The sequence below is a fragment of the Rhizobium sp. NPDC090275 genome (genome assembly GCF_044772225.1).
Lineage (GTDB): Bacteria > Pseudomonadota > Alphaproteobacteria > Rhizobiales > Rhizobiaceae > Rhizobium.
Genome location: NZ_JBIVYL010000015.1, coordinates 33,520 through 45,602, shown reverse-complemented (window position 1 = coordinate 45,602; position 12,083 = coordinate 33,520). Strand labels below are relative to the sequence as shown.

The window sequence follows — 12,083 nt, the reverse complement described above, 5'->3', positions numbered from 1 at the left end:
GGAAGTTGCAGGTTTCGGGCTCCAATCCTGAACAGGCGGCGGCGGCCAATCGGGCCATGATCCTGAGCGCGATCCATCGCGGCGGGCCGATTTCGCGCACCGAACTGGCGGCGCGATCGCGGCTGACCAAGCAGGCCGTGACACGGATCGTCGAGCGACTACTCGACGAGGGTCTCGTCATGGAGGCGCGCCGCCGGCACGGACTGCGCGGGCAGCCGGCGATCGAGCTGGAGATCGATCCGGAAGGCGTGTTTTCAATCGGCGCAAACATCGACCGCGATCACCTCACCATCGTCGCTGTCGACGCGGTTGGTACCGTGCGCGGCCGCATTCATCACGAGGCGCGCTTTCTGCTGCCGGATGATTTCGTGGCGCTGATGGCCGATGCACTCTCTTCGTTCCGAAGGCGCAAGGTCATCGAGGAAAGCCGGCTGGCCGGGATCGGACTCGCTATCCCGGATTGGCTTGGCGAGGTGCCCGTCATCGGCTTTCCGCCGGAATACCGGCGCTGGAGCGGCTATGACGTGCGCGGCGCGCTGGAGGCGATCTCCGATCACCCTGTTTTCATCGACAATGACGCCAATGCGGCGGCTTTGGGTGAGATCGAATACGGTCTCGGCACCGAGATCGGCAGCTTCTTTTATATCCTGGCGAATGCCTGCCTGGGCGGCAGTCTTGTGATCGATGGCATCCGCCACAAGGGCGCCAGCGGAATCGGCGGCGAAATCGGCTGGCTGCCGGTACTGTTCGACGACGGCCCGTTTGCCGGCAGCACCCAGCCGCTCGGCGAGATGTTCTCGCTCTTCATTCTGCTCGACCACCTGAAACGCAATGGCGTCGAGGCATCCACGCCCGCCGACCTGCTGACGCTCGATGCGGCGGGGCGGGCGATCGTCAGCGCATGGCTGCGCAAGGTCAGCGTCAAGATCGCCCAGGCGATCGTTCATATCGGCATGATCGTCGATCCCGAGGGTGTTCTCATCGGCGGTCGTTTTCCCGTCCGCATCATCGATGAACTGCTGCTCTATGTTCACGAGGAGATCGGCCGCCTGGGCGCCAAGGCGCCGTCGCTGCATCGTGCGGCCGGCTCCGAGGATGCGGCGGCACTCGGCGCGGCTGCCATTCCGCTGGCGCATCGTCTTGGGCTGCCATCGGCCGAACCGGCGCAGCGGTTCCGCAATCCGATCGGTGGTCTCGCGAACAGTCTGGAGAGATGGCCGCAGTCTTGGCCGGCTGACGCTCTCAGGCGGGAAACAGCGTCTCGTTGAAAGGCCGAAGGGCAGCGCCCAGCACCACGCCGTCTTTCGGATGGGTCGCCGGTTGCACCACCGGTATCCAGGGGGCGATCACCAGATCGCGGATTTTCTCTTCCCGCTCCCGCGCCATGCTCGATATCACCGAGGCTAGAATGTCATCGGGCAACGATCCGCCAATAAGGATCGCGCCCGGCGCGATGAAGCCCGAGATCGCCAGAACCGCTTCGTGAAGGTGGCGGGCGGCAACCGTGATCCACGCATCCGCTGAAACGTGCCCGGCCGCCATGTGACACTCAAGCGAGGGCAATGTCGCAACCTCGTTGAGCGTCGCGCCATCCACGCCCGATCGCATGTCACCGATCTGGCCGGCAAGCCCATGAATGCCGCGAAACGGCCGGCCGCCGATGAGAAGTCCGGCACGTACAGTATCGTCGATCAGGATCGTGACCAGCCCGCCTTCCGGATCGCCGATCCCGAGTGCGCGCTCCGCTCCGATCGCGGCTTCGCTGTCGTCGAGCACGTAAAGCGGCCCTACCCGCTCGCCGATGCACTCCTCAAGGTTAATGCGGTCGATGGACGCTCCTGGCGCGATGGCGACGCCGCAGCCGACAAGCTTGCCCGACGCCATATGCTGGATGCTCCCGAGAGCCTCGCCGACCTCGTCGATATGAGTGAAGCCCTTCCTCGCGCGGATCGCACAGGAAAGGTCGATGACGACGATCTCGCCTCCCTCGGGAGCAATGGAGATTCCGAGCGAGAAGGCCGCGTCGGGACAGAGCGCGAACTCCAGCGCCGCATAGCGTGTGGTGCTGGCTCGCTTGCGCCCGGTGACCAGTCCTGAAGTCGCCAGGCGCTGCACGATGCCTGCGATCGCCGGTTCTGTCAGCCCAAGGCGCCGTGACAATTCCTGCCGGGTCAGCGGGCCGAAGCGGCGCAGAAGGCCGAGCGTCGTTCTTGAGTTGTGATCGGCGATATCCACGGGGCTGATGCCGGGACGTGCGTCCGACGGATCGCGCGCCCTTGGAGAGCCGGAAACTGAAAGCCGCCGCGCCGTCTTCAACCGCGATATCCTTGAACCATGTTCTTGGCGCAGGTCACCAACAGCCTCCCCTATTCGCGCAATCCAGTCCGTTGAAATATCGCGCAATTTTCGATGCGCAGCAAGAAAGCCGCCATCGATATGCCACCCGACGCCCGAAAAATGTCGAGCAAAGCGCGGCAAGTCGCCGCTTTTGACGAAAAGAAATGTGAGAGGCCTTGTTGTTTCCATAGTCGGCTCATAAATGAGCCTCCGAAACGACCACTCATTTTTTAAGGGTTTTCTGTTTCAGTCTTTGCGACTGGACTGGTGCGCACCCCGAGAATGTCAGTGGTCTACCGTCCACCATCGTCCGTAAAGAACGACATGGCCCATCGACAAGGGCCGGTCGTCGCATTCCGATTTTCTGCCAGGGTCATAAACATTGAAGCAAAGAGCTGCCATCAACCCCGTGGCCAACCCGCTCGTGGAAAAACGCGTCGTTCTGCATTTCCCCGGTTTCGAGCCGCTTGATTCAAAGGCCCACCATGCGCGCTATGCACGGTCCGCCAAGCTGAGCGCCAAGGCCTGGAACCTCGACCTCGATGTCGGCGCCTTCAAGGAGGGCCGTTCGTTCGACGTCAGCTGTGGCTCGCAGGGGGAGAGAACGTCGAGCCGCGTTTTCGTCTTCGATCACAACGAACTCGTGCGCAAATATAGCGACAAGAGCCTTCTACAGCGTCTCGTCTCCGGCTATGCCAGCGCCGTTAGCGTCATCTTCCAGGGCGGTTTTGTCGGCTATTTTCGGCATGCCTGGCGGTTCGGCCTGTTCTTCGTGTTTCCCTTCGCGCTGGTTCTGCTGGCCCTTCTCCTCAGCGCCACGATCGCGGGCGCTCCCTATCTTCTCGGCCTTCAGCGCTGGAATTTCCTCTGGAGCGTACTGCTTGGCGTGATGTTCTTCCGCTTCGTCTTCCTGCCCTTCGCCGCAAGGTTCCACACGCTGCATCTCTTCGCGGACTGGGATCTGGCCGTGGCGCTGGCGAAGCTCGACGACCCCGCCATCGTGCAGTGGCTCGACAAGTGCAAGGCGCGGGTGCGCGACGCGTTGCGCGAGGATGCGGACGAATATCTGATCACCTCGCACAGCATGGGTTCGAGCGTCGCCAGCCATGTTATCGGCATGCTGGTCGAGGAAGAGCCCGGGCTTTTCGCCAATAAGCAGGTGGTCTTCGTCACGCTCGGCGGCGCCATTCTGCAATGCGCCCTGCTGCGACCAGCCAAGAGCCTGCGGGCCCGGGTTGGCGCGATCGCACGCACACGCCAGATCTTCTGGCTAGAGATCCACTGTCTGACCGACGTGATCCATTTCTACAAGTCGCGCGTCGTGGCGCTCTGCGGACATGTGGACGCGCCGCAGGCCTCGATCGCCACGATCCGCATGCGCCATATGCTGACAGGCGAACACTATCGTAAGATCCGCCGCGATTTCCTGCGCGTGCATCGGCAATACGTGCTGGGCTCCGATCTGCGCTCCGCTTTCGACTTCACGCTGATGACCGCCGGCCCGCTTCCCGCCGCCTCCTTCGCAGACTTCGATCAGGACTGGATCGCGAAGGCGTAACCACTTGCCCTGAAAGAGAAATGCGCGGCCGACACTTTGTCCGACCGCGCATGCTTCAAGCTCAATGCAACGCTATTTGCCCGCCGATCACGGGATCGCCGACATCGCCTCGGCCACGGCCGCAGGCGACGCCGTTTGCGATGTGCCCGGCTCCTGACCGACGAGACAGCGGATCAGCTCGCCCATGCTGACGCTGCCGATCTCCGGACCATCTCCAGACACGATAGCGGCTGATGACGCGTTGGCGGCCGACAGCTGCCGCAGGGCTTCCTCGACGCTCGTGCCAGTGGGAATGCGAACGCCGGACTTGGCAGACGCTGATGTCGGGGACATGACGGCGTCGACATGGATCACCCTGGCGCGGTTCACCTCCTTGACGAAGGCGGTGATGTACTCGTCGGCGGGCCTGAGAACGATATCAGCCGAAGTGCCCTGCTGGATCACCTCACCGTCCCTGAGGATGGCGATGCGGTCGCCGAGCCGCAATGCTTCGTCGAGGTCGTGGGTGATGAAGACCACGGTCTTCTTCAGCTCCTTCTGCAGGTCGAGCAGCACCGTCTGCATGTCGACGCGGATCAATGGATCGAGCGCCGAATAGGCCTCATCCATCAGCAGGATTTCGGCATCGTTGGTCAGCGCGCGGGCAAGACCGACGCGCTGCTGCATGCCGCCCGAGAGCTGATTGGGGTAGTGGTTGGAGAAGCCGTCAAGACCGACGCGCTTGATCCAATGCTGCGCGCGCTCCTCGCGCTCGCCCTTCCCCACGCCTTGGATTTCAAGGCCGTAGACGGCGTTCTGCAACACGTTTCGATGCGGCAGCAGGCCGAACTTCTGGAAGACCATCGCGGTCTTCTTCTGGCGGAACTGGCGCAGCTGCTCTTTGTCCATGCGACAGACATCGACATCGCCATAGCGAACCTCGCCCGAAGTCGGATCGATCAGGCGGTTGATGTGGCGGATCAGCGTGGATTTGCCGGAGCCCGACAACCCCATGATGACGGTGATGCCGCCGCCTGGGATGGTGATGTTGATGTCCTTCAGGCCGAGGACATGACCGTGCTCCCGGTTGAGCTCGGTTTTCGACATCCCGCGCATCACGGGCTCGACGAAATCGCGAGCGCGTGGGCCGAAGATCTTGTAAAGGCTGCGAATATCGATCGACTGGCTAGCCATGAACGACCTCCCGGTGCTTCTGCAGGCGCAGACCGTAAGCCTGGCTGATGCGGTCGAAGATGATGGCGATGCCGACGATGGCGAGGCCATTGAAGACGCCGAGCGTGAAATACTGATTGGCGATGGCCTTCAACACCGGCTGGCCGAGACCCTGCACGCCGATCATCGAGGCGATGACCACCATGGCGAGCGCCATCATGATCGTCTGGTTGATGCCGGCCATGATCGTTGGCAGTGCCAGCGGCAGCTGGACGTTACGCAGCTTCTGCCAGCTCGACGACCCGAAGGCATCGGCTGCTTCGAGCACATCGCGGTCGACCATGCGGATGCCCAGATTGGTCAGTCTAATCATCGGCGGAAGTGCATAGATGACAACGGCGATCACGCCGGGCACACGCCCGATACCGAGCAGCATAACGACGGGAATGAGATAGACGAAGCTCGGCATCGTCTGCATGACGTCTAGGATCGGGTTGACGATCTTCTGCAGCCGGTCCGAGCGCGACATGGCGATGCCGATCGGAATGCCGATCGCGATCGAAAGCACAGTACAGACGAAGATCATCGAGACCGTCTTCATCGTGTCTTCCCACATGTCGAAATAGCCGATGAGCAGGAGCGTGACGACACAGCCGACGACGATCCGCCAGCTGCGCGTCGCCAGCCACGCGATTGCGCCGATGAGCGCGATCACCAGCGGCCATGGCATGCCCGTCATCAGGCGTTCAGCCCAGATCAGAAAGCTTTGCAGCGGGCTGAACAGATTTTCGATGCCGCTGCCATAGCCGCGGGTGAAGGCGCGAAAGCCTTCGTCCACGCTCTTTTTCAAGGCGCGCAGCATATCCTCGTCCATCGACGGAAATTTCCAGAGCCAATCCATGTCGGTTCCCCATGACAAAATCGGCGGCGGCGTTGATTATTGTTGGCCGTCTCGCCGGTGTGTAAGCGGGCGGCCATCCCGTAACCGGGCCGCCCGCTGTCGATGCGGCGCTTAGAGCGAAGCCTTGATCTTGGCGGCAACCTCGGGCGAAACCCAGGTGGTCCACATCGCTTCGTTATTCTTCAGGAAGTACTTCGCACCTTCTTCGCCGCTGGCCTGGTTGTCCGACATCCAGGCAATCAGCTTGTTGACGGTGTCGTTGGTCCAGGCGCGCTTGTTGAGGTAGCCGACGACATCGGGGCCGGCGCGGTCGGCGAAGGTCTTGGTGACCAGCGTCTCGACATTGTCCGCAGGCCATGCGTTTTCCTTCGGATCGGCGCAATCGGCAACCGAGGTGCAACGCTTCCATTCAGCGGCGTCATATTCGGCGCCGTAGCCGAGCTTCACCATCTCGTACTTGCCGAGAAGTGCCGTCGGCGCCCAGTAGTAGCCGACCCACGGCTGCTTGGCTTCGTAGGCCTTGGCGATCGAGCCGTCGAGGCCGGCGGCAGAGCCGGTGTCGACGAGCGTGAAGCCGGCCTTGTCGCCGCCGTAGGCCTTGAAGAGCTGCGCGGTCACAACCGTGCCGCCCCAGCCCTGCGGACCGTTGAAAACGGCGCCCTTGCTCTTGTCTTCAGGCGCCGGGAAAAGCTCCGGATGCTTCATCAGGTCGGGGATCGTCTTCACATCAGGATGCGCGTCGGCGAAATACTTGGGGATCCACCAGCCCTGGATGGCGCCATCGGAGAGAATCTTCGCCGCCTTGATGAACTTGCCGTCGGTGAGGCCGCGGTTGACGATCTCGGGCTGCAGGCTGACCCAGGCCTCGGGCGCGATATCGGGCTGGCCCTTTTCTGCCATGGAGGTGAGCGTCGGAACGGTATCGCCGACAACAAGTTCGGCCTTGCAGCCGTAACCTGCCTCAAGGATCAGCTTGTCGATGTTTGCCGCCACTTCAGCGGACTGCCAGTTCATGTTGGCGATGGTGACATCACCACATTCGGCGGCGGATGCAGCACCGCCGAGGCCAAGCAGGCCGGCGGCGAGGACGGTGGAAGCCAAAAGCATTTTCATTTTCTTGTTCCCTCTGGTCGCGGTGCAACGTGAACCCGGGCGCCGGCAGCACCGCGTCCGCCAGCCTCCCCATTGAGCCGTCATTGGCCCGGCATGCGCCATTCCGATTGCGTCAAAAAATGGCGCATTGGAGCTTTCTTTCAATGTTCTCATGTACGGCAGTCGCAATAAGATCATCCTTGTCGCACCTGATCTCAAAGAAGTGATGCGAAGCGGAAGGCTTCGTAGATCGCGGCGTGGATATTGCGGCTCGCCACCGCGTCGCCGATTCGAATGAGATCGAAGCGACCCTCCGGATTGCGCTGCCGCAAGGGCGCTCGTCTCGCGATCAAGGCGCCGTAATCGACCGCCCCCAGATTACGCGACAGCGGCTTCAGCTCGAAATAGAGATCGGCATTGGCCATCGTGCCGTGCTCGACGACCACCTGCGACACCCGGCGCTCCCACGCTGTCGCTTCGGCGTAATCGGAGCCGAGAACGGCGACCAACTGGTTGCCATCACGGCGCACGGATTTCAGCCGTGTGTTGATCGTGACCTTGACGTTCTTCTCGGCGAAGATTTTGGCATAGGGCACATGGTTCATGCCGCCGATCTCGGGCGCGAAGAAGCGCTCCGGTGACACCAGTTCCAGCTCGGCGCCTGTGCCGGCGATCACCTCGGCCGCCGACATGCCGGGATGGGCGCCGTTGTCGTCGAAGAGAAGCACGGTCTCGCCCGGCTTCGTCGAGCCGGCCAGGATATCCCATGACGAGGTGACCAGTTCATCGCCGCCATCGAGCGCCGGGGACTGCGCGATGCCGCCGGTCGCCACCACCACCAGATCAGGCTCGAAGGCGAGCACGTCGTCACCGCCAGCAAAGACGTTGTAGTGGATCGTGACACCGAGCCGTTCGAGCTCCTCCAGACGCCAGTCGATGATCCCGACCATCTCGCGCCGCCTTGGATTGCGGACCAGCAGATTGATCTGACCACCCGCCTCGCCACTCGCCTCCAGAATGTCGACCGTGTGGCCGCGCTCGGCCAGCACGCGGGCGGCTTCGAGCCCTGCCGGCCCTGCCCCCACGACCACCGCCCGTCGCGGCGACGCAGCAGGCGCAATCTCGTGCGACAGTTCCGTTTCGCGGCCCGTCACCGCATTGTGAATACAGAGCGCCTCGCCGCCCTCATAGATGCGATCGAGGCAGTAGGTCGCGCCGACGCAGGGGCGGATGCGCGCCTCTTCGCCTGCTTCGATCTTTCTGACGATATGCGGATCGGCGATATGGGGACGCGTCATGCCGACCATGTCGAGTTTGCCCTCCGCGATCGCGTGGCGCGCGGTCGCGACGTCGGAGATGCGGGCGGCATGGAACACCGGAAATTTCGTGGCGGCCCTGATGTCGCCGGCGAAATCCAGATGCGGCGCGGACGGCATGCCCTGAATGGGGATGACGTTGTTGAGCGCCGCGTCGCTGTCGATATGGCCGCGGATGACATTCAGAAAATCGATCGCCCCGCCGGCCACCAGCCGTCTGGCGATCTCCACGCCCTCCTCACGTGACAGGCCCTTGTCCCATTGCTCATCGGCGACAAGACGGATGCCGACGATGAAGTCGGGGCCGACGGCCTTGCGCACGGCCTCTGTGACCATCGTCGAAAAACGCATGCGGTTTTCGAGCCCACCACCGAATTCGTCCTCGCGGGTGTTGGTGGCCGGCGACCAGAAGCCGTCCATCAGGTGGCCGTAGGCCTCGAACTCGATGCCGTCGAGGCCAGCGGCCTGCATGCGTTGCGCGGCCGAGACATAATCATCGACGATCCGCTCGATGTCCCACTCTTCCGCCTCCTTGGGAAAGGCGCGGTGGGCCGGTTCGCGGATGGAACTTGGCGCCAGCACCGGCAGCCAGTCGCCCTTGTTCCAGCCGGTGCGGCGGCCGAGATGGGTGAGCTGGATCATCACCGCCGTGCCGTGCTCATGACAGTCATCGGAAAGCCGCTTCAGCCATGGCACGATCTCGTCGCGATAGGCGTGCAGGTTGCCGAAGGCAGGCGGTGAATCCGGCGAGACGACCGCCGAGCCGGCCGTCATGGTCAAGGCGACGCCGCCCTTGGCCTTTTCGAGATGATAGAGCCGGTAGCGATCGGTCGGCATGCCGTCTTCGGAATAGGCCGGCTCGTGCGCGGTCGACATCAGCCGGTTCTTCAGCGTGAGGTGTTTCAATTGGAATGGTTGAAGTAGGGGATCCTGCGAAGCCATCGATTTGCACCACCAAACAAGAGAAGGGCCGATCTTCACCCAAAACGACGCCGGGTGCGATGAACAAAAACGCCATGAAACGCCCCCAATGCGTCGCGCGGTGATTTTTGCGCGACACGATGGTCGTCGACCGGTCGCTATATGAGCATCACCTCATCTGAAATTATCAGCGGAACCAAATCCACCGGCCCGCGTTTAGGCCGCCGATGAGGTGATGCATGACTGATGAAAAGCTCTGGAAAAGACCACTCACAATCGCAATTGGCTCCGTGAAATACGTGGTGAAAAGCACGCGCGACGCGGCCTGGCTGCTGGCAGACAAATGGCCGGTTTTGACCGGTGAATCCTTTGTTCGCGCACTCAAGGCCTGCGCCGCCGTGCTCGAAGGAAAGCGTGGCGGCGGGCACGCGAGGCAGGCGCTGATCGCCGCAGCGCGAGATGCCAACCTTCAGATCGAAGGCTGATTTTCACGTTTAATTGAATCGAAAGCGCCAGCCGAAAACACGGCTGGCGCTTTTTCTTTGCGCATTAAGGTCTCGGCTAGCGGTGTCCCGCCGCCTTTGGCTGTGCCCGATGATCGAGCAGCCGGACGCCGAGCGACACGATGGCGAGCAATCCGCCGAGAACAGTCACGGCCGGCCATGCGCCATAGCCCCATGCAAGGCTCGCAAGTGCCGATCCGGCGGCACCGCCGAGAAACATGCCGGTCATGAAGATCGTGTTCAGCCGGCTGCGGGCCTCGGGGTCCAGCGCGTAGATGATATGCTGGTTTGAGACCAGCGCGCTCTGGATGCCGAAATCAAGCACGATGACGCCGATGATCAGTGCTGCGATCGACCACCACACGCCGAAGACGACCCAGGCGACGAGCGTCAGGAGAGCGCCGAGCCACACCACGAAATGCGGGCCGCGTTTGTCCGCGATGCGACCCGCCACCGGCGCCGCGAAGACGCCGACCGCGCCCACGATACCGAACAGACCCGCGACATCAGCACCAAGGCCGAAACGTGGACCTTGCAGGTAGAGCGCCAGGATGGTCCAGAAGCTGGTGAACGAGGCGAAGAGCGCTGCCTGCACGAAGGTCGCCGTGCGCAGCGCCGGATGCTGCTTCCACAGATGGGCGAGCGAACGGATCGCGGTGTGATAGCGCATGCGCGAGGTCGGGCGATGGTTCGGCAAGGCGGCAAACATCATGGCTGCGGCCACGAGCGCCATCGGAACGCCGATCCAGAACATCGCGCGCCAGCCGGCATGTTCGCCAACAAAGCCAGACAGGGTGCGGCTGAACAGGATGCCCGAGAGCACGCCCGCCATGACGGTACCGATCGTGGCACCGCGCTTTTCAGGCGATGCCAGCGAGGCTGCAAACGGCACGATCTGCTGGGCGACGGTTGAGCTTGCGCCGACGACGAGAGACGCGGCAACCAGTGTCCAGGCCGTGGGCGCGATCGCCGCAAGCGCCAGCGCGACGGCGAGTATCAGGAACTGTCCGATGATCAGACGCCGGCGGTGGACGAGATCGCCAAGCGGAAGCAACAGAAACAGCCCGAGCGCGTAGCCGAGTTGGGTGGCGGTCGGGATCAGCCCGGTGGCGGATTGGCCCGGAAAATCGGCCTCGATGATCCCGAGCATCGGCTGGTTGTAGTAGATGTTAGCGACGGCGATGCCGCTGGCTGCTGCCATGGCGAGAAGGCCGATCTGGCCTATGCCGGCCGATGTGGCTGCCCCCGGCCTTTCGATTGTGGTGACGGTGGTCATGCTGTTTGCCTTTCTGGCTTCAGAAGATGGGATCTATCTATTATTTTCTCGTATATCGTAGTACTGATCGGAAATGTTCAGCCTGAATATCGAAAGTCGATATAATGAATACCGAGGACGTCAGGGTTTTCGTCGTTGCGTCAGCCGCGGGCAGTCTCTCGGAGGCCGCGCGGCGCCTTGGGATCGCGCCGATGGTGGCGACCCGCCGTCTCGCTGCGCTTGAGGCGGTGCTGGACGTAAGGCTGATGCATCGAACCACGCGATCCCTTTCGCTGACGCCGGAGGGCGAGACCTTCCTGCCGTTTGCACAGGCGCTGGTGGAAAACGAGGATGAGGCCAAGGCCCGCCTGCGCACGGATGGCAAGGGCGCGGCGGGGTTGTTGCGCGTATCGGTCCCCATCGCCTTTGGCCTGAAACTCGTCATGCCGCTCGTGCCGAAGCTTCTGGAGGACAACCCGGATCTGAGAATCTCGGTCGACATGAATGACGGCCTGCCGGATCTCGTTGCCTCCGGCACCGATCTTGCGATCCGGATCGCGCGGCTGAAGGATAGCAGCCTGATCGCCCAGAAGCTCGCCGACAACACGCGGTCGCTGGTCGCCGCACCCGCTTACATCGACAGGCGCGGCGCCCCGATGAACACGCACGATCTGCTTGAGCACGATTGCCTTCCGATGACCGGCGTCACGCACTGGACATTCATGCGCGGGGGCATGCAAGGCGATGAGGAAGCGCATGTGCGATTGAATGCACGCTTCTCGTCGAGCAGCATCGCCGGTTGCCACGCCGCCTGTCTGGCCGGTGGCGGCATCACGGTGCTGTCCGACTGGAATGTCGAAGGCGACATCCGCGCCGGCCGCCTGGTTCGCATCACGCTTGAGGACGCCGTACCGGAAACCAACGCGATCTGGGCGGTTTACCCGACGACCCGGCTCATCCTGCCAAAGGTGCGGGTCTTCATTTCCGCAATCCGATCGGCGCTTGCCGAACAGGCCGCCTGATCCAGCTGCCGGATGCCCCGGTACCG

At 62.7% G+C, this 12,083-nt stretch carries 10 protein-coding genes; 4 read left to right on the top strand and 6 right to left on the bottom strand.

The annotated features are described in order from the left end of the window. Positions 1-5 precede the first annotated feature (5 nt). A complete protein-coding gene (locus ACIQUB_RS28410; RefSeq protein WP_402934466.1) occupies positions 6-1,268 on the top strand; it encodes an ROK family transcriptional regulator in 1,263 nt (420 codons plus the stop codon). On the opposite strand, the gene ACIQUB_RS28405 is transcribed toward ACIQUB_RS28410, so the two are convergent. Further along, complete coding sequence (locus tag ACIQUB_RS28405) at positions 1,243-2,316, bottom strand: ROK family transcriptional regulator (protein ID WP_402934463.1); 1,074 nt, start codon at positions 2,314-2,316, stop codon at positions 1,243-1,245. The two genes, ACIQUB_RS28410 and ACIQUB_RS28405, sit on opposite strands and share 26 nt — an antisense overlap. 403 nt (positions 2,317-2,719) lie before the next feature. On the opposite strand from ACIQUB_RS28405, the gene ACIQUB_RS28400 reads away from it, so the two are divergent. Next, the gene (locus ACIQUB_RS28400) at positions 2,720-3,895 is read left to right on the top strand and encodes a hypothetical protein (RefSeq protein WP_402934460.1); all 1,176 of its coding nucleotides are present in this window, start codon (positions 2,720-2,722) and stop codon (positions 3,893-3,895) included. An 87-nt stretch (positions 3,896-3,982) separates the two neighbouring features. On the opposite strand, the gene ACIQUB_RS28395 is transcribed toward ACIQUB_RS28400, so the two are convergent. The 4 genes from ACIQUB_RS28395 to ACIQUB_RS28380 all read right to left on the bottom strand — a co-directional run bounded on the left by ACIQUB_RS28395 (position 3,983) and on the right by ACIQUB_RS28380 (position 9,298). Further along, positions 3,983-5,068: a glycine betaine/L-proline ABC transporter ATP-binding protein gene (locus ACIQUB_RS28395; RefSeq protein ID WP_402934457.1), complete on the bottom strand. Its 1,086-nt coding sequence runs from the start codon at positions 5,066-5,068 to the stop codon at positions 3,983-3,985. Continuing rightward, positions 5,061-5,948, bottom strand: a complete 888-nt coding sequence (locus ACIQUB_RS28390; protein WP_402934454.1) for an ABC transporter permease — start codon at positions 5,946-5,948, stop codon at positions 5,061-5,063. Before ACIQUB_RS28390 ends, ACIQUB_RS28395 begins: the two co-directional genes overlap by 8 nt. A gap of 111 nt (positions 5,949-6,059) precedes the next feature. Next, positions 6,060-7,061 carry an ABC transporter substrate-binding protein gene (locus tag ACIQUB_RS28385; RefSeq protein ID WP_209192897.1) on the bottom strand — a complete coding sequence of 334 codons (1,002 nt, stop codon included), beginning with the start codon at positions 7,059-7,061 and terminating at the stop codon, positions 6,060-6,062. Positions 7,062-7,255: 194 nt separating this feature from the next. Next, positions 7,256-9,298 (bottom strand): FAD-dependent oxidoreductase, encoded by a 2,043-nt coding sequence (locus ACIQUB_RS28380; protein WP_402934450.1) that lies wholly within the window; start codon positions 9,296-9,298, stop codon positions 7,256-7,258. Between the two features lie 218 nt (positions 9,299-9,516). Between ACIQUB_RS28380 and ACIQUB_RS28375 the strand changes: the two genes are divergently transcribed. Then, positions 9,517-9,762 carry a DUF982 domain-containing protein gene (locus ACIQUB_RS28375; protein ID WP_111560414.1) on the top strand — a complete coding sequence of 82 codons (246 nt, stop codon included), beginning with the start codon at positions 9,517-9,519 and terminating at the stop codon, positions 9,760-9,762. Between the two features lie 76 nt (positions 9,763-9,838). Here the strand turns inward: ACIQUB_RS28375 and ACIQUB_RS28370 are convergent, their stop codons facing one another. Continuing rightward, positions 9,839-11,056: an MFS transporter gene (locus ACIQUB_RS28370; protein ID WP_402934446.1), complete on the bottom strand. Its 1,218-nt coding sequence runs from the start codon at positions 11,054-11,056 to the stop codon at positions 9,839-9,841. Positions 11,057-11,160: 104 nt separating this feature from the next. Here ACIQUB_RS28370 and ACIQUB_RS28365 point away from each other — a divergent pair, with 104 nt between their 5' ends. Beyond that, entirely contained in the window at positions 11,161-12,057 is an 897-nt protein-coding gene (locus ACIQUB_RS28365; protein WP_402934443.1) for a LysR family transcriptional regulator, read from the top strand. Positions 12,058-12,083: the final 26 nt, after the last annotated feature.